Annotated in this window: 15 protein-coding genes; 13 read left to right on the top strand and 2 right to left on the bottom strand. The window is 32.3% G+C overall.

Going from position 1 to position 19,822, the window contains the following annotated elements; translation table 11 throughout:
* The first annotated feature begins 83 nt into the window (after positions 1-83).
* The 9 genes from mcm to mtaA all read left to right on the top strand — a co-directional run bounded on the left by mcm (position 84) and on the right by mtaA (position 9,999).
* Positions 84-2,084 (top strand): minichromosome maintenance protein MCM, encoded by a 2,001-nt coding sequence (mcm, locus tag ACMC9J_RS06720; RefSeq protein WP_019266375.1) that lies wholly within the window; start codon positions 84-86, stop codon positions 2,082-2,084.
* A 104-nt stretch (positions 2,085-2,188) separates the two neighbouring features.
* Positions 2,189-2,596, top strand: a complete 408-nt coding sequence (locus ACMC9J_RS06715) for a translation initiation factor IF-2 subunit beta (protein ID WP_004032261.1) — start codon at positions 2,189-2,191, stop codon at positions 2,594-2,596.
* Positions 2,597-2,618: 22 nt separating this feature from the next.
* Entirely contained in the window at positions 2,619-3,671 is a 1,053-nt protein-coding gene (locus ACMC9J_RS06710) for a 60S ribosomal export protein NMD3 (protein WP_304159461.1), read from the top strand.
* A 5-nt stretch (positions 3,672-3,676) separates the two neighbouring features.
* Positions 3,677-4,636, top strand: a complete 960-nt coding sequence (locus tag ACMC9J_RS06705; RefSeq protein ID WP_019264389.1) for a tyrosine--tRNA ligase — start codon at positions 3,677-3,679, stop codon at positions 4,634-4,636.
* A 3-nt stretch (positions 4,637-4,639) separates the two neighbouring features.
* Positions 4,640-4,849, top strand: coding sequence for a hypothetical protein (locus tag ACMC9J_RS06700; protein WP_019264390.1), 210 nt, complete (start codon positions 4,640-4,642; stop codon positions 4,847-4,849).
* 293 nt (positions 4,850-5,142) lie between these two features.
* Positions 5,143-6,528 (top strand): methanol--corrinoid protein co-methyltransferase MtaB, encoded by a 1,386-nt coding sequence (gene mtaB / locus ACMC9J_RS06695; protein ID WP_427003106.1) that lies wholly within the window; start codon positions 5,143-5,145, stop codon positions 6,526-6,528.
* Complete coding sequence (mtaC, locus tag ACMC9J_RS06690) at positions 6,518-7,375, top strand: methanol--corrinoid protein MtaC (protein ID WP_019264392.1); 858 nt, start codon at positions 6,518-6,520, stop codon at positions 7,373-7,375. The genes mtaB and mtaC overlap by 11 nt, the downstream gene beginning before the upstream one ends.
* Before the next feature lie 6 nt (positions 7,376-7,381).
* Positions 7,382-8,986, top strand: coding sequence for a methylamine methyltransferase corrinoid protein reductive activase (locus tag ACMC9J_RS06685; RefSeq protein ID WP_427003105.1), 1,605 nt, complete (start codon positions 7,382-7,384; stop codon positions 8,984-8,986).
* A gap of 8 nt (positions 8,987-8,994) precedes the next feature.
* The gene (mtaA, locus tag ACMC9J_RS06680) at positions 8,995-9,999 is read left to right on the top strand and encodes a methylcobamide:CoM methyltransferase MtaA (protein ID WP_427003104.1); all 1,005 of its coding nucleotides are present in this window, start codon (positions 8,995-8,997) and stop codon (positions 9,997-9,999) included.
* Here mtaA and ACMC9J_RS06675 read toward each other — a convergent pair.
* Both ACMC9J_RS06675 and tmk read right to left on the bottom strand, forming a co-directional pair.
* Complete coding sequence (locus ACMC9J_RS06675) at positions 9,996-10,547, bottom strand: hypothetical protein (RefSeq protein WP_019264395.1); 552 nt, start codon at positions 10,545-10,547, stop codon at positions 9,996-9,998. The genes mtaA and ACMC9J_RS06675 overlap by 4 nt on opposite strands.
* A 4-nt stretch (positions 10,548-10,551) precedes the next feature.
* Positions 10,552-11,130: a dTMP kinase gene (gene tmk, locus ACMC9J_RS06670; RefSeq protein ID WP_019264396.1), complete on the bottom strand. Its 579-nt coding sequence runs from the start codon at positions 11,128-11,130 to the stop codon at positions 10,552-10,554.
* 107 nt (positions 11,131-11,237) lie between these two features.
* Here tmk and ACMC9J_RS06665 point away from each other — a divergent pair, with 107 nt between their 5' ends.
* From ACMC9J_RS06665 to ACMC9J_RS06650, 4 genes are all read left to right on the top strand, one after another.
* Positions 11,238-13,751 (top strand): DUF3656 domain-containing U32 family peptidase, encoded by a 2,514-nt coding sequence (locus tag ACMC9J_RS06665; RefSeq protein ID WP_427003103.1) that lies wholly within the window; start codon positions 11,238-11,240, stop codon positions 13,749-13,751.
* On the top strand, positions 13,738-16,113 hold the full coding sequence (locus ACMC9J_RS06660) for a peptidase U32 family protein (protein WP_427003102.1): 2,376 nt from the start codon (positions 13,738-13,740) through the stop codon (positions 16,111-16,113). Before ACMC9J_RS06665 ends, ACMC9J_RS06660 begins: the two co-directional genes overlap by 14 nt.
* 82 nt (positions 16,114-16,195) lie before the next feature.
* Positions 16,196-18,121: a MutS-related protein gene (locus ACMC9J_RS06655; RefSeq protein WP_427003101.1), complete on the top strand. Its 1,926-nt coding sequence runs from the start codon at positions 16,196-16,198 to the stop codon at positions 18,119-18,121.
* A 38-nt stretch (positions 18,122-18,159) separates the two neighbouring features.
* Complete coding sequence (locus ACMC9J_RS06650; protein WP_427003100.1) at positions 18,160-19,812, top strand: ABC1 kinase family protein; 1,653 nt, start codon at positions 18,160-18,162, stop codon at positions 19,810-19,812.
* Positions 19,813-19,822 lie beyond the last annotated feature (10 nt).

Here is a 19,822-nt window from a genome sequence, read left to right as displayed (position 1 = left end):
TACTTGTTATTACTATATAATATTTTACTTATCAAATGCTCAATACAATATTTTTTAAAGTATGAAAAATTAATAATATTTTAATGAATGCTAGTACAAAATCACGAACATCTGTTGCAAAATTCGAGGAATTTTTCTCTACAACATACAAAGATGATGTATTTGAAATCCTTGAAAAATACCCTGATGAAAGGTCACTTACTGTAGATTACAATGATTTAGAAATGTTTGACCCTGATTTGGCAGATTTATTAATTGAAAAACCTGAAGAAGTTATTGAAGCATCTAAAAGTGCAATAAAAAATATTGACCCATTAGTGAAAGATGCTGATATCAATATTCGTTTTGAAAATCTTTCTAATATAATTCCCTTAAAAACACTATTAAGTAAGTACATTGGGACATTTGTCGCTGCAGATGGGATTGTAAGAAAAACAGATGAAATAAGACCTAGAATTGAAACTGGAGTCTTTGAATGTAGAGGCTGTATGAGATTACATGAAGTAGAACAACGTTCTGACAGCAGGATTATAGAACCTTCTTTATGTAGCGAATGTGGTGGAAGATCATTTAGATTGCTGCAAGAGGAATCAAAATATGTTGATACCCAAACAGCAAGAATGCAAGAACCATTAGAGAATTTATCCGGAGGAACTGAACCTAAACAAATGCTGATGGTTTTAGAAGATGATTTGGTAGACCAGTTAAATCCCGGAGACAAAGTAAGAATTACCGGAACTTTAAAAACATTTAGAGAAGAGCGCAGCGGTAAATTTAAAAACTACATTTATGTGAATCATATTGAACCTTTAGAACAAGAGTTTGAAGAATTGCAGCTTACAGAAGAAGATGAAGCAAAAATCATCGAACTTTCCAAAGACCCTAATATTTATGAAAAAATCATCAAATCTACTGCTCCATCAATCAGAGGTTATAGGGATGTAAAAGAAGCTATTGCTCTCCAATTATTTGGTGGTGCTGCAAAAGAGCTTGAAGATGAAACCAGATTAAGAGGAGATATTCATATTTTAATCGTTGGGGATCCGGGTATTGGTAAATCCCAAATGCTTAAATATGTTTCAAAATTAGCTCCAAGAAGTATATATACAAGTGGTAAAGGTACAACTGGAGCAGGATTAACCGCAGCAGCAGTTAGAGACGAATTAGGTGGATGGTCTCTTGAAGCAGGTGCATTAGTACTTGGGGACCAGGGTAATGTATGTGTTGACGAACTGGATAAAATGAGGTCCGAAGACCGTTCAGCACTTCACGAAGCACTGGAACAACAAACTGTAAGTATTGCTAAAGCAGGAATTATGGCTACCTTAAATTCAAGATGTTCAGTTCTTGCAGCAGCTAACCCTAAATTTGGAAGATTTGATAGATTTAAAATACTTGCAGAGCAAATTGATTTACCTTCTCCAATCTTATCTCGTTTCGATTTAATATTTGTTGTTGAAGATAAACCAAGTGTGAAAGGAGATTCAGAACTCGCACAGCACATTCTTCAAATACACCAGCAAAATACTGTAAATTATGAAATTGAACCGGAATTACTTAGAAAGTATATTGCATATGCCCGTAAAAATATAAATCCGAAACTTACCGATGAAGCAAACATGGTTTTAAAAGAGTTTTATGTAAGTACAAGGAACAGTTCTGGTGATGAAGAATCTCCAGTTCCAATTACTGCAAGACAATTAGAAGCTATAATCCGTTTAGCCGAAGCTAGTGCCAAAATAAGATTAAAAGACACAGTAGATAAAGAAGATGCAGAAAAAGCTGTGAGATTACAATTAGCTTGTCTTAAAGAAGTTGGTGTTGATCCGGAAACTGGAGAAATAGATATTGACAAGGTAGAAGGAAGAACACCCAAATCAGACAGAGATAAATTACAAAGAATTATTTCTGAAATTGAATTACTTGAAGAAGAATATGCCGGACAAGCACCAATGAATGTTTTAATATCTAACATGAGTGATAAATACGATATAAGTGAAGAAAAAGTAGATGAAATGGTTAGAAACCTAAAACACAAAGGAGTAATCTACGAACCAACAAACGGTTATCTCAAAAGAGCATAACCTTCTTTTTTTATTTTATATTTTTAATCAAATAGGATAACTTAATAAATGATTAAAATCAAAATTAATATATTATATTTATACTAATTTTACGGAGTGATAATATGGAAGAATACGAAAATTTATTAAATAGAGCAATAGACCAATTACCTCCTGAAGTATTTGAACACAAAAGATTTAAAATTCCTAAAGCTTATTCAGATATACAAGGTAACAGAACTTTTATAAAAAACTTTAAAGATGTTGCTGAAGACTTAAACAGAGACCCACAACATGTATTAAAATTTTTATTAAGAGAATTAGGTACTGCAGGTAATTTAGAAGGTTCAAGAGCAATTTTACAAGGTAAATTTACACATTACTTAATCAATGAAAGATTAGAAGATTATGTGGAAAAATATGTTATTTGCCACGAATGTAACAGACCAGATACTAAAATTATCAGAGAAGATAGGATATTCATATTAAAATGTGCTGCATGTGGTGCTAAAGCTCCATTAAAACCATTATAAATCCTATTTTAACTTATTTTTAATGATTTTTATGTTTTGTGTAGAATGCGGAAGCACTGATAAAAAAATGGTTGGAGACATCTGCATTGACTGCTTTTTAAAAGATTTTCAAATGATTGAAATTCCAGAAAATATTAAAGTAGAAATCTGCAGCCATTGCAACAGTAGAATCGAAGAAGGAAAATGGACAGATTCATTTTTACCGGAAGATGAAATAATTTACCGTGCATTAGAGCGAAACATTAAAATCAACGACCTTGTTGAAAATGAAATTATCAATCTTGAAATTGACCAAATAAAAGGAACAATAGCTAATTGTTATGTGGAAGTTATTGGAGAAGTTTACGGAGTTCAGCTTGATGAAACCCATGATACTTCTGTAAGAATAATGAAAACAGTTTGTCCAACATGCAGTAAACTTCAGGCAGGTTATTATGAATCAGTTGTTCAGTTTAGAGCAGACAACAGAGATATAAAACCTGAAGAATATGATAAAGCTGATGAAGTTGTTAAAAGAACTTTAGATAAGCAAAGCAAAAGCGACAAATTAGCTTACTGTCCTCAAATAGCCAAATTAAAAGAAGGATATGATTATTATATCGGATCATTGAAAACCGGTAGAAAAGTAGCTGAAAGCTTAAAAGAAGAATTTGGGGGAATTACTAAAGAGTCTCCAAGACTTATCAGTGAAGACAAATCTACTGGAAAAGGTCTTTATAGAATTTGGATTTCAATCAGAATTCCCGAATTTGAAACAGATGATTTTATCAAATATGACAATAAAATACTGCAGGTGAAAGACATTGATAAAAACAGAGTTGTTGGAATAGATATAAGCAACCATAAAAGACACACAATACCTTTAAAAGAAAGTGAAGACATAATACTTCTTAAAAAGTCTGATGAAATTGAAACAACAACAATCATCTCCAAATCTCCAAGCAACATTCAAATTCTAGACCCTGCAGATTACTCTGCTGTTGATTTGGATATGATAGATGAATTTAAAGATTCCAATATTGGTGATGAAGTCAAAATTATTAAAATTAACAATTACATTTATTTAATTAAGTGATTAAGATGAGCATTGAAGAAAAGATTCAATTAATTGAGAAAGGAACCTTAGAAGTTATAGATACTGAAGAATTAAAAGAAGTTCTTAAAAAAGAACAGCCTATAGCTTATACCGGATATGAACCTTCAGGTAAAATTCATTTAGGTCATGCAGTAACAGTGCAAAAACTTAAAACCCTTCAGAAGTTAGGTTTTAAAATCAAAATACTTCTTGCAGACTACCATGCTTTTTTAAATGGAAAAGGAAGTGTTGAAGAAATTGCTGAAACTGCACAGTATAATATGAAATGTTTTAAAGCATTAGGTTTAGATGAAACTACTGAATTCATACTAGGTTCAAGTTTCCAATTAACCGAAGATTATGCATCTAAAGTTTATAAATTAGCTACCATGACTACTTTAAAAAGAGCCAGAAGAAGTATGGATCAGGTAAGTCGCCATGACGATAACCCTAAGGTAGCTAGTGTAATTTATCCGATTATGCAAACTGTAGATATGGTTGCTCTAGATGTAGACATCGCTCTTGGTGGAATGGAACAAAGGAAAATTCAAATGCTCGCACGTGAAAACTTGGAGAAAATTGATGAAAAAGTTCCCGTTTGTATTCACACACCATTGTTACATGGTCTTGACGGAGATGCTAAAATGTCTTCAAGTAAAGGAAATTTCATTGCTGTTGATGATTCAGTTGAAGAAATTACCAAGAAAATCAAAAAAAGCTATTGTCCTCAAGGAGAAGTTGAAGGAAATCCAATGATTGAAATAGCTGAAACATTTGTATATCCAAACCAGGAAACTTTACTTATCAAAAGACCTGAAAAATTCGGAGGAGACATTGAACTTACTCATGAACAGTTAATTAATGATTTCTCAAATGGAGACTTACATCCAATGGATTTAAAAAATGGAATTAAAGATTTCTTAATTGAACATTTTGCTCCGGTGAGAGAATATATGGAGGAATAAACAATGGATGAAAAACAGGAATTTGAAATGGGCCTGCCCAATGGTGTAGGAGAACAGATGCTTGCTCATGCTATTGAAAAGTTCGATGTAAAATTAGAACATAGTGAATTTGGACCTAAACTCATAGGAACTTATGAAGAACTTGAAAAAGCTAAAGTTTTCTTATACGAGGCTATTGAAGCCAGATTAAATCAATTAGAAGGTAAAGAATAAATTTTACCTTTTAATTAAATTTTAATTAAAAAAATATAAATAAAATTTTATTTTATAACAGTCAAATAAAATCACCTATTTGGCAAAAGCTTTATTTTTCAAATAAAAGAAGAATAAACTACCAATTTTAACTATTTTTAATAAAAACATACTATAACTAAAACATCATCATTTTAAAATAAGTATATTATTTTAATTCAAAAACAAAATCCATAACTTAAATTAAATTAAAAAATCAAGACAATTAATTTATATACTTTTAATGATTATTATTAACCATCTGAGGTGATACTATGAAAAGATATACACAAATGGAGTACGAAAATCCTGATGAAATGACTTTCGGATTTTCAAAACACCCAGTTAAAACAAAAAATGGATTGGAAATCGGAGCAGGCTATGTTAATCCGATAATCAAAGTTGCTCCAAAAGAAGGAACTGAAAATTCAAAAGACACCATGGTATCAGAATGTAGAAATATTGCAATAAGTGCCTGTCAAAGGGCTGTGAATATCGGATTGCCCTCATTTATTTTAGAACAGGAACATATTGCACAGCAAACTGCAAATCCTGATTGGGCGGGAGAATGTACTCAGGCACAGGTTGAAGTTCTTGAAAAATTCCAGGACGAATATGGAATTAAAACTGCACTTAAAGCTACACCTGCAGATATTAGAGATGAAGCAAAAGGAGAAAATTACAGAACTTCTTCACAATATCAGCAGGTAATGGAAAGTATCGAGCAATGCTGTGAAAATGGAGCATCAATAATCTGTATTGAAACAACCGGAGGAAAATCTGTTTCAGATTACGGAATCTCTCGAGGAGACCCGAGAGCAATATTATTTGGAATTGGAGTTTTAGGCAGTATAGATATGGAATTCATGTGGACAGAAATTGTAAAAATCTGCAGCAAACACAATGTAGTTCCGGGAGGAGATACTAACTGTTCCCAGTCAAATACTGCAATGTTTTTAGCAGGAGGATTATTGGATAAAGACTGTTCCCACACATTGGCAGCTATAGCCAGAGCTATTGGAGCATGCAACAGTTTAGTTGCTGTGGAATGCGGTGCAAAAGGACCTCTTAAAGACTGCGGTTATGAAAACCCTATTGTAAAATCAATAAGTGGAGTTCCTATTGCAACAGAAGGTAAAAATGCTGTTTGTGCACACTCTGACTTAATGGGAAATTTAATAGCTGGAATAACTGACTGCTGGAGTAATGAATCAGTTTATCATAGAGAAGAAATGGGTGGAACAACACCTGAAGTCTGGTTACAGGCAACAGGATATGAAGCTGCATTAATGAATACAGCTATTGAAACCGGAAACAATAAAATATTAAGAGACCTGTACACATTAGCAGACAAATACAGAGATCCTCAAGCATTAATTCTTGCATATGACAACGCACATAGAATTGGTAGTGCTATTGCAGAACATGGTGATGATCCATATCAAAGAAGTATAGCTGGAGCTCTTGAAGCTGGTGCTATCATAAAAGAAGCTGTTGAAGACAAAAAAATGCAGTTAACCCGATTTGAACAGGACAGCCTCAATGGAGCTATAAAAATCTATGAGAAATTACCTGAAGATTCCGGCAAATTCATCAAACAATCATCCAAACGATACGGACGTAAAGTAGAGGACTTTGATCCTAAGAATTATGAATTATAATAAAAAAGAAGGGATTGAAATGACTTATAAAGATTTAGAGGATAAAATAAATCAAAATAAGATAGCTATTAGATACAACATAGTTGTAGAAGGTGCAGCTATAAAACCTGAGGATTATCCTGAAGTAAAAGAAGGATTGCCAACAGAAGAACCATTCAAATCAATAGCTCTAGGAGTGCTCTATGAAGATAAAGCAAAAGTATTAAGCGATGTTAAGGAATCTCTTAAAAATGAGATTTCACCACTGGACATCATAAACAAAGGACTTATGAAAGGTATCGATGCAGTGAGCTTACTTTATACAAAAGGAGTTTATTTCTTACCTGATTTAATGCTTGCAGGAGATGCAATGATGGAAAGTGTAAAAGAATGTGAAAAAGTTCTTGGACACAAAAGTGAAACAAAAGGAACTGTTGTTTGTTTTGTTGCTGAAGGAGATCCTCATGATATCGGTAAAAACTTAATCTTGATGTTTTTAAGAGCAGGAGGATATGAAGCTATCGATTTAGGAAGAGATGTTCCTACCGAGAAAGTTGTTGAAGCTGTTAAAAAGTACCATCCATTATTTATGACAGGTACTGCACTTATGACAACTACAATGACTGCATTTCCAAAAGTTGTAGATGCCCTTGAAAAAGAAGGTCTTGAAGTACCTGCAATAGGATGTGGTGGGGGAGCTGTAAGAAAAGACTATGTTGAAAGTATGCCTATGACAGTATACGGAGTAGAAGCTTACCACACACCAAAATTAGCTGATGCAATCTTGAAGAACCATAAAACATGGGAAGATTTAAGAAAAGAATACAGCGACATTGTAGGGGAATTCGTACCGGAATATTCAAACTAGATAACCATGGCAGAACATTATGCAATAGCTATAGATATTGGAACTAGCGGTATCAGAGCTCAAAGCTACAATTTAACCACAGGTAAAACAATATCTACAGCTATAACTTTAAGACATCCATTGCCTGGAGCCAATGTAGTAGATCATCTTCACTTTGCATTAAATATAGGTCGTGAAACTGCCCATAACATTCTTATAACTACAATAAACAGAGTTATAGCTAATTTAGATATTGATTTAAATAAAGTGGAAAGATTGGCAGTTTGCGGAAATCCAATACAGCTATCCTTATTTAACAATATTGAAATAAGGGATTTGGCTTTTTGGGGAGAAAATGCTCTAAAAGAAAAAAATATAATTCCACCATCCAGACGGGGAAAAATATTAAATCCTCAAGCAATCGGTTTAGATATTAATCCCAATGCCCAAATTTACATTCCACCAGCTATTAAACATGAAATTGGAGCAGATGCCTTAGCTATGCTTTATAAATCCGAAGCTTTAGAAAAAGATGAATATTCACTTATTATAGACTTTGGAACAAATGCTGAAATGGCACTGATTGCTGACGGAGAAATTTATACTGCATCAGCTGCAGCAGGACCTGCTATTGAAGGGCAGAATATTGAAAAAGGCCGGCTGGCTTCTCCAGGAGTGATTTGTGACATTAATGAAGAGGAAATGTTCTGGAGAATGAAAATTCTTAATGACAATTTAATAGTTGAAGACGGAGACTTAATTGATCCCGTTAATGGAAATGTCATTAAAAAATCAGACATACAAGCAAAGGGAATTACAGGAACCGGAGTAATAGCTGCATTTAGTTTAGGTAGTGATGATAAAATCATAAAAGACGGCAAAATTAGAAATACAATTTACCTGCAGGATGATGTTTATCTCAAAGAAAAAGATATTTCAAATATTGGAAAGGCATTAGGTGCTTTTAGAGCCGGACAGTTAACACTGGCTGAAAGTGCAGATATTCTTTTAGATGAAATTGAAGGTGTATATATGGCCGGAGCTTCAGGATTTTATGTTGATGCTAAAAAATCATTAAACATAGGACAAATTCCACCCGGCCCCCAACAGGTTTATCAAATTGGAAATACATCATTAGCTATGGCTAAAGATATTGTATTAAACCCCGAATTATTAGGTGAACTGCAGAAATTAGCTGATAAAATTGAAAGCAATCATATAATGCTTGCTACTTCTGAAATATTTGAAAAAATATATTCCCTTGAACTGGCTATTTATGAACAGGGGATGCCTTTCTGGATGTATAATCAGTGGCTGCAAAAATACGGCATTCAGGAAATCCCAAATATTGAAACAGAACCTGAAATAACTAAATTATACCAGAGAGATATTGCAGATTTAGGAGAAAATGATTTAAACACAGTTGATATTGAAAATACATTATCTGCAAAATTTGACAGGTGTATTTACTGCATGGAATGTGTTGATTCCTGTCCTGAAAATGCTCTGTCTTTTGAGAAAGATGAATTTAAGTTAAGAACAGATTTATGTTCAGGACTTGGCTGTTTAAGGTGTGCTGGAAATTGCAAAGAACATGCCTTTAAATATGAAGAATTTTACAAAGATATATAGTGATTAATATGAATCTAAAAGAAAATCTTGAAAATGCACTTTCAGGTGAAGATGTGGAAGTTAAACCTGTTATAAGTGTAACACAAGCAGGAATTATCGAAGCAATGGAACAGACTAATGCTTCCTGGCCGGAAGCACATACCAATCCTGAGCAAATGGCAATTTTAGGAAGTTCCCTACATGAACTTGCAGGCCTTGAATGTGCAAGAATACCTTTTGGACTTACAGTTGAAGCACAATCTATGGGAGCTGAAGTGAATCTCGGAAACAATGAGCGAACTCCGGAAGTAACTGGAACTCCTTTTGAATCTGCAGATGATATTGAAGCACCAGATGATTTTTTAGAAAATGGGCGTATTCCAGTAGTTCTTGAAGCTATTGATATTTTAAAAGAAAAATATGAAGATTTGCCGATAATCGTTGGAATTACCGGACCATTTACACTAACAGGACATTTGCTTGGAATTGAAAATGTCGTAAGATATATGAAAACTGATCCTGATGAAATAGAAATAGCTATGGAAAACTGTCTTGATGCAAGTATGGATTATATTGAAGCAATTCAGAAACATAATGCAGATGTTATTTGTGTAAACGAACCTACAGCATCACCGGAATTAATTGATCCTCTTCAATTTAAATCAATGATTAAACCTAATCTTGAAGATTTGGCTGATTTTATTGATGTGCAAAAAGTATTGCATATCTGCGGGTCAACACAACCTATTATAAGTGACATGTCCTCTGTCGGCTTTGAGGGAATAAGTATTGAAGAAGCTGTTGACATTCCAAAAGCTAAAGAGAGCATTGAGAATGATTGTGTTATTGTAGGAAACATTTCAACATCTAAAACATTATTGAGCGGAACACCTGAAGATGTAAAAGAAGATGTAAAAAAAGTATTAAGTGAAGATATTGATATTATAGCTCCAAGTTGTGGATTAGCTCCAAAAACACCACTAGCTAATGTTAAAGCACTAGTTGAAGCTAGAAATGAATATTTTAATATTTAAATATTAAATGAAACAATAATTGTAGCTATTGAAGAATCATCACCATAACTATACTTATTTTTTAAATATTCGTCAGATTTAGTTGACGGACTTGATGAAACAACACCATCTAATTTAAAGGGATCCAATTCCGGAAATGGAACAGGCGGTAAAACAAAATATTCATTGCCTTTTTCCAAATTGTAATTATTTAATACATCTTTAAAAATTACAAAATCATCACTTAAAAACATAATATCTTCATCAGCCCTGAATTTTTCCTTATCTTCAGGAGCAAAAACATCATGACCCAATATTTCTCCGTCAAATGTCAGTAAAACAGTAGGAGTTGGGGGAACTCTGAAATATCCTTTTTTAAAAATTACAAAACAGACATCCCTTTTGAAACATTCCTGAACTCCTTCATTAAATACCGGAACTAAATCCTTTGAACGCTGTGCTTCCATATCAATTATCTTTAAAATATCATCATTGGAAAGTTGCCTTACTTCCAGAACACCATCCAAACCACTTATTACATTTACTACATTGTTTAAGACTTCGCTCATAATATCACCTAATACAATCAGGACAAATACCCATATACGGGGCTACAGCTTTTTTAACATCTGTTGAGACCTTATTTACCCCAGTACTTGCATCAATTATTTCATGATTGAAATTACTAATTAAATCCAAATAATTAGCTTTGACTTTACTTAAAAATTCCTCATTTTCAAATTCGTCTTTTTTAGAGCATCGATTTACAGAAGTTTTAACATCTACATCCAAAAGTAAAACCAGATCAGGTTCTTTTGCATATTTATTAATCTGTTTAATCCAGTCTGCAGGTTCCTGATAAGCTAAACTAGAAATAAAAGAGCGGTCACTTAAAATAACTTTAGAATCATCATTAAGTTTATCCATAATAAGCATCCTGTCTGCTGCAAACAGCAAACCCAATGTTTTTTGAATTCTGTCAGTTGTTGCATCCGGTCTTTGTAATATCTCTCTAATTAACTTACCAACTTTTGAATCTGTCGGTTCCACAACTGTTTCAACATCAAAACCGTTTTCTTCCAGCCAATATTTTAACAAGTTAATCTGAGTAGATTTACCTGCACCATCAATTCCCTCAAAAACAATGTACATGATTTTTAATTTGAATTAAACTATATTAAACTTTAACTATTTTTTAATTTATTTATATTACAAAAAACATATTTTTAAATGATTAAATCTTAGGGTGTAATAATAAAATGGTTTTATCAGAATTATTAGCTCCAGCTGGATCTTATGATGTGCTTGTAATTGCAGTTAATGCAGGTGCTGATGCTGTTTATATAGCTGGACAACAATACGGAGCAAGAGCATTTGCTAAAAACTTCACAATGGAAGAGATAGAAAAAGCTGTTGAATATGCTCATTTAAATGGAGTTAAAGTCCATGTTACTGTAAATACATTAATAAACAATTTTGAAATAGCCGATGTAATAAACTATCTGTTTAAATTATATCAAATAGGAGTGGATGCAGTTATTGTTCAGGATTTCGGAATATGTTGGCTTTTAAAAACATTAATTCCTGATTTGGAAGTTCATGGATCAACACAGATGGCATTGAGCAATTACAGCTCCATTAAATGGGCTGCTAAAAACAATATTAAACGGGTTGTTCTTCCACGTGAAATTAATGTAAAACAGATAGCCAAAACACATGAACAGCTGAAAAAAGACAATATTGATATGGAAATTGAAGTATTCGGACACGGAGCATTATGTTATAGTGTTTCAGGAAACTGTTATATGTCTTCATACAACAGCGGCCGCAGCGGAAACAGAGGCGCCTGTGCACAGCCATGCAGACGGGAATACCGTTTGAAATACAGAGGATACAATATTGGAAACGGATATCTTTTATCAACCCATGATCTGGCTACATACAATAATCTGGACGCAATTTCAGATGCTGGAGTAACCTCTCTAAAATTAGAAGGCCGTATGAAATCCGGAGACTACATAGGAACCATTGTAAACAGCTACCGCAATATACTGGACGGAAATACCGGAGATTATGCCAAAAATTTACATCTTGTATTCAACAGGAAATTTACAAACGGCTACATAATGGGAGATAAACCCGGTGAAGTAATGGGAAGAGGCAGTTCAGGCCATGAAGGTTTATACATCGGAGACATTGTAAAAATAGATGGAACTGAAGTTACAATTGAAATCAAAAATAAAGACAATTACATCACACTGGAAAAAGGTGACGGAATAGCTTTCAAATACAACGGCAAAATCAAAGGAATTTATTTAGAAGACATTGTTAAACAGGACGAAAATGAAATTGTAATTAATACAACACGTTTGGTTAAGGAAGGTACAGAAGTATTTATCAGTTTTTCCAAGTCAATTCATGAAAACCTTAAAAAATTCCAAAAAGAAGTTATTAAAAACCATGTCCCACTTTCATTAACCCTAAGCTGGAATGAAGACTTAACAGGATTTGTTAATGTTGAATATTATTTAGATGATGAATTAATCAATTTCAGACATAAAGTCGTAGGCAAATTTGAAAAAGCTAAAAATAAACCTGTTACAAAAGAAAAAATTGAAAAGCAGTTATCAAAAACAGGAGGAACACCATTTTATATAGATGAAATCAAATTCCACAATATGCCGGACAGTTTATTTATTCCAATCAGTGAGCTTAACCAGATCAGAAGAGATGTTCTTGCTCAGGCACAGGATTTACTGTTAAATCACTACACCCCAACCAAAAAGTCCGTTAAAGCTACAAGGAAAAAACTGAATAAATTTTATGAAGATTATGAATCTTTCAATAACAACGGCAAAAAGAAAAACCCTAAAATATCCTTATTTATTGATAATTTAGACCAGTTAAAATCAATTTCCGGATTTGACCTTAAACGGGTTTACTTTGACGGAAACTGTTTATACAATAACCCTGAAGATTATTATGAAAATATTCCAAAACTTTTAGAAGAAGCAAGTCTTATGACTCCTGATGCAGAACTTGTTTGGGTATTATCATCATTTATTAATGAAAAAGAAGCTGTTAAATGCAATGAAATAGTTAAAGAGCTTGAATCAAAAGGAATAATTATTTCAGTTATGGGAGATTTCCCTGGAATGGGTGAGATTTTTGACTGCCCAATTTACGGAAATCATAATCTGAATGTCTGGAATTCATTTACAGTTAAAAATCTTAAAGAAGCAGGATTTGATGGTCTGATTTTATCTTCAGAACTTTCAGGTAATGAAATTAAGCAGTTAGTTTCTAAAAATAATACCTCAGATATTGATTTGGAAATGATTGTAAACGGGAATTTGGAAGTTATTGTAAGTAAGGATGATTTCAGTAACCTAAATGACGGTAAAGATTTCATAATACACAACAATGCAGATTATGCTATTTTAGAAGATAAAAAAAGGAAAAAATTCAAGTATAAAGTTTTATTTGACTACAATAAACAAAGTCACATTATAAATAAAGACTGCTTATGTTTAATTGAAGAAATGAATGAAATTAAACAGTTAGGTATTGATTCCATAATCCTGGACTGCAGATATTCCAATGAAAAATACACAACAAACATATTGTCCATTTATAATGATTCCTTGAAAGACAGAGATGATGAAGAGCTTTCCAAATACAAATATCAGATAATGGATTTCTCACAGTCATATATCAACAAGGGAAATTATATTGAAGGCAGATTACACGAGGACAAACATGAGAATTCCTGAATTGCTTGCACCTGTAGGTTCTATGGATCATCTTAAAGTAGCTATTAATGCCGGAGCCAGTTCAATATATTTATCCGGAAAAGAATATGGTGCCCGCAGGTTTGCTGAAAACTTTACTTTAAATGAAATAGCCGAAGCAGTTAACACCGCACACCTGCACAATGTTAAGGTTTATGTAACTGTAAATACATTAATTAAAGAAGATGAACTTCCAGATGTAATGAATTATTTGTCCCACCTATATTCAATAGGAGTAGATGCAGTTTTAGTTCAGGATTTAGGTCTGGTTGAACTGATAAACAAACACCTTCCAAAACTGAAAGTTCATGGTTCAACACAGATGACTGCAGAAAACCAGCTGAAATTAGATTATCTTGAAAGCAAAGGAATTAAAAGAATAGTTCTCCCCCGTGAAATGAGAAAAGATGAAATTAAAAACTTAAAAACAAATATGGAACTTGAAATATTTGTTCATGGAGCACTGTGCTATTCATATTCAGGACAATGTCTGATGAGCAGTTTTAAGGGAGGGCGAAGCGGAAACAGAGGAAGTTGTGCACAGCCTTGCCGCCAAAAATACAGATTATCATGTTTGAACAGTGAAGATTATTACCTCTCACCTAAAGATTTGTCATTATACAATCATTTAAAAGAAATTGCAGAGCTAAACATCAGCTGCATCAAAATAGAAGGAAGAATGAGAAGCAAGGAATATTTGGCTATTGCAGTAAGCAATTACAGAAAAGCTTTAAACAAATTGAAAAGCAATAAAAGCAACGAAAGTGAAGAAATAAGCCTTGCATTCAATAGAGGATTTAGCGAAGGACAATTCAATTATGCATCTTCCAGAAGCATCCGTTCAGGACATGTCGGTTTAAAATTAGGTAAAGTCTATGCCAGTGAAAACAGCCAGATAGTCATCAGATTAGACGATGATTTAAAAACTATTCCTCAAAAAGGTGACGGATTATTATTAATAAAAGCAAAAGATGACTACGGATTTGAAATTTCGCAAAATCCTCTTTTAACAACATTCAATCATTATAAAAAAGGCAGAAATAAAGAAATTAAAGACATTAACAGAAAAGACAGAGTTTTAATCATTAAAAAAGTAAAGCAGAATAAAAAACACCATTTCAATTTAAATGAATCAACAGCATATCTTACAAAAAGAAACAGACTAACTTCAAAAGTTAAAGAAATTGAAAATAAAGGCAACAGTTTTATTAAATCCAAATTAATACTTACATTTTCAATTAAAAACAAATATCCTTACTTAAAAGGTAGGTTAACTCTTGCAAATAAAAAAGAAATTGAATGTGAAGTTAAAGGAGAAGTTCCCTTTGAAAAGCCTCTTAAAAGAAGTGTAGATACAAAAACAATAAAAAAACAGCTGTTGAAAGTTGACAAATACCCATTTGACATTGTTGGAGTCAATATTAACTATGACGGAATATTATTCATCCCCATAAGTGAAATCAATAAAATCAGAAGGGAACTTTTCAAAAAACTAGAAAAAGAAGTATATTCATTATATGCTAATGAAAAGGTAAAAATAAACCTTGAAAATGAAAGCAATACTTTAAAAACTGATGAATACAGTTTATCCTATTATACAAATAATCTAAATGACCTGAATAAAATAGATAATGTAAAAAGAGTTTATTTGGAAATACCCCCTGAAGATCCCTCAGTAATAAATCAAAACAGGGAAGAATACAATATAAACTATATGGTCGGCTATCTGCAAAAGGCCGTTGACATCTCCAGAAACCGAGACTATGAATTAATCTGGAAATGGCCAGATATTGCTCACGATAACTTAATAAAAGTTTTAGGAAAGGTAAGAGGAATATTAAACAAACTGCATTACCATATTGAAATAATGAATCCTGATTTTACAGGCAGTTACGGACCATATTCCATGAATATAACAAATACCGAAACAATAAACAGTCTTGAAAACTACAAAATACTTACATTGTCACCGGAACTGAAAAAAGAAGATTTAAAAAATATTTTAGACAGTTGCAGGGACAATTCCAAATTGGAAATTATTGTTCAGGGATCTGTTGAGCTAATGAAAACCAGAAACAGATTATTTACCAAAAAAGAATCTAAAAAGCTAAAGAACAGCACAGATGACATCTTCCTGATTGATAAGAAAAACAGCAGATATCCTATTCATAAAAGCTTATCTAATGAAGAACTTATAATTTCAAATAGTGAAGATATTTCTCTTTTAAAGGATATTGAATATTTAAAATCAATAGGGCTTGTTAATTTTGCTATTGACGGGCGATGGAGAGATGAAAACTATTTAAATAAAATACAGGAATATAACACAGCTATTAACAGATAAGAAATAATACTTCCCAAATGCTCTAGGGAATTTTGAATATATATTTAAATAAAAATGTATAGAAAAAAAGGGTTTGGTTAAAATGCAAGGAGAGAAAGTAACATTGCAAAACATAAAAGGTATTGGAGATAAAATCTCTGAAAAAATATTGAACAGTGTTGGAGGAGAAGAAAATCTTCAAAAAATAGTTGAAAATGTAGACGTTGAAAAAATAGCAAATATTGACGGAATCAGCCAAAGAAAAGCTATTGAAATAATGAACCAGTTATTAAATAATCCTACATATGAGTTTATTAAAAGCGACAGGGCAATGGAGATTTATGAAGACATTATAAACAAAATTTTAGCCTACTCAAACACATCATATTCAAAAAATAGGATTCTGCTGCTTTCTCCTTCAAAAGATATGGAAAGAATACAAAAACAGATCAAATTTGTAATGGATGCAAAAAAGCAGGTTTCACAGCTTCCAATAATTAAGCTGAGAGGATTGATGAAAAATTTAAAGGAAGTTGAAAAACCAAAAGCAGAATATGATGCAAGCAAGGTTATTCTAGTAGAAACAGAAGAAGACAATTCATACCTTACTGACTTAGGTCTGAATCAGTATTATCCAATAATTACAGCCAGTGATTCTCCGTTACTGCAAGAGGAATTGATGAATTATGACCTTATTTTTTATGTATATTCTCAGGGAATACTTGACTTTGAAGGAATGCCAAACCTTGTAATGATCAATATTGAAGAAAATGATTATGAAATAGTTCCTGAAAAAATAATAAACTTCTTTACACATAACCAAAATCTTTTTAACAGAGTTTATGAAATACAAAAAATCAGAGGCCAGGAAACAATTTTGGGAGAAATTATTCCTATTATTGATGAACTTAATGTCATTGACAAAAGAGAAGTAGACATTGAAGAACTGGTCAATTCCTTAAAAAAGGATATGGATGAAGAATTAGAAAATGCTATACAAAATGTGGATCTTGAAGGAGATGAAATTCTTAACTTATTAAACAAGAATCTTCCACCAAAGATTAATAAAATATTTGATGAAATTATAAATGAAAGGAAGAAAATTATCAGGGAAAAAACAGGATTTGATTTTGATCCGTATCTCAGGAAATATCCTATTGAAATTGACGACAGCGAAATCCAAAGAATTCAACTGGAACAGTCCTCCAAAAAGGAAAATGATATATTTGATGTTAAGAAAAGTGCAGCTGTCGAATTGAACTCCATAAAAGAACAGGCAATCAAAGAAGTTGAAGATGCAATTAAATTTGACTATGAATTCAGTTTAGGAAGCTTTGCATATGAATATGACTTAAACGCTCCTGAATTTGGCGATGAAATAAATTTAAAAGAAGCACTGCATCTGGAATTGGCCCTTAGAAAAGATGATGAAAACACACAGACAATTGATTACAAGCTTACAAATGATGAAAACATAGCACTGCTTACCGGAGCAAACAGTGGAGGTAAAACAACCCTTCTTGAAACACTAACTCAAATTTCCATAATGGCGCAAATGGGACTTCCAGTAAGTGCCGGTGAAGCTAAAATCAAATTGTTTGATGAAATATATCATTTTTCAAAGAAAAGATCACTGGATGCCGGAGCTTTTGAATCCTTTTTAAATGTATTTATTCCAATTGTAACAACAGACAGCGAAAAATTAGTATTGCTTGACGAACTTGAAGGAATAACAGAACTGGAAGCTGCAGTTAAAATTATTTCAACATTTATAGATATGATTAAAGAATCCAATTCCTACGGAATAATTGTAACACATATGGCCAGGGAACTGATGAATTACACAGATATTCGTGTAGACGGTATTGAAGCAAAAGGATTAGATGAAAATTATAATCTGATAGTTGACAGAACTCCAAAAATGAACTTCCTTGCAAAAAGTACCCCCGAACTTATCTTAAAAAGGATTTATGAAAAATCAGACGATAATCTAAAACAGGTATATGCAAGAATATTGGAGAAATTTTAAGATATTAATATATAGAAGTTTTAACTAATTACAAAAATATGAAAATAATTTCCAACACAAAAAATGATTCTATAAAAAGGGTAGAAGAAATATATAAAGTTCTTAAAAAAAATGATTTCGGTTACCTTATCGAAGAAAATACCTTTTTTAAGAATTTTCCTTTTTTAAAAGATACTAAAAGAGGCAAATATAAAGAATTACCCGATGAATCCATTCCAAAAAGAATAAAAGATGTGCTGGAAGAATTAGGACCAACATATATTAAATTAGGTCAGATGTTAAGTACCAGACCTGATTTAATTGGAGTGGAAATAGCGAAGGAACTGGAATCCTTAAGAGACAACACTCCCACCACACAATTTAATGAAATAAAAGAAGTTATTGAAAAAGAACTTGGAAAGCCAATAAATGAAATCTACAAAGAAATTGACGAAAAGCCTTTAGGTTCAGCTTCAATCGGGCAGGTTCATAAAGGAATACTTCTTGAAAACAACAAAGAAGTAGCCATTAAAGTCCAAAAGCCGAATGTCCGTGAAACTATTGAATCCGATTTAAAGATTATGAAATTTTTATCTGATAAAATCGGAAAATACATAAACCAGACTAAAGTTTATAATATTCCCTCTATTTTAACAGAATTTGAACGCTCAATATTCAAAGAAATTGATTACCATGAAGAACTAATCAATATGAAAAATTTAGCACATAATTTCAGAGCCGTGCACTACATTCATATACCTGCTGCTTATTCGGAGTACTGCAGTGAAAAAATCATTACAATGGAATTAATAAAAGGAAAAGAAGTTTCTGAAGTAATGGTTCACGATTATCCGGAATATAATAAAAAATTAATTGCTAAAAGAGGAGTGAAATCTTATTTTAAACAAATAATGATTGACGGATTTTTCCATGCCGACCCACATCCCGGAAATATGATGATAATGGAAAACAATGTATTATGTTACATTGACGAAGGAATGATGGGAATTTTAGATGATGATTTCAGAGAAGAACTTGCAGAGTTAATATTACTGCTATTAAGCAGAAATGTAGACAATATTATCAACCAGCTAATTTACATGGACATATTAACACCTGCACAAAACACTCCTGAATTAAAAGCCGATGTAAATGACATAATGAACAAATATTACGGTGCAGACCTGAAAGATATGCATGGAGGAATACAGCAGCTCCTAAAAGTAATGATTAAACATAACATCCAATTACCAAGAGAATTTGTAATGATTGGACGCGGAATGGCTTTAATTGAAGATACAGGAATGAAATTGGACCCTGACTTTAATGCAGTGACTGAACTGAAAAAATTATCTAGAAAAATAATATTTCAAAAATACAGCCCTAACAGATTAGCAAGAGTAAGTTCCAATTATATGCTTCAAATAGAACATTTGGCTAAAGATTTGCCAACAACACTTAACAATATGCTTTCAAAACTTGAAGAAGGTAATTTAAGTGTAAAACTTAAACATGAATCAATTAGCGAAATCATGAACCAGCTTTCAATTTCACTTATTTTATCTGCATTACTCATAGGATCATCCTTAGCTATCATGTCAGACAAAGGGCCTAAACTATTTGATGTTTCAATATTGGGATTAATAGGATTTGTATTCAGTGCAGCTTTAGGAATCTATTTAGTAATTCAATTTATGTTAAAAGAAAAATAACTTACACTAA

It is taken from the genome of Methanobrevibacter intestini (genome assembly GCF_047402955.1).
Taxonomy (GTDB): domain Archaea; phylum Methanobacteriota; class Methanobacteria; order Methanobacteriales; family Methanobacteriaceae; genus Methanocatella; species Methanocatella intestini.
Note: the sequence above shows the minus strand (reverse complement) of the source record. Positions and strands in the feature narration are given on the sequence as shown.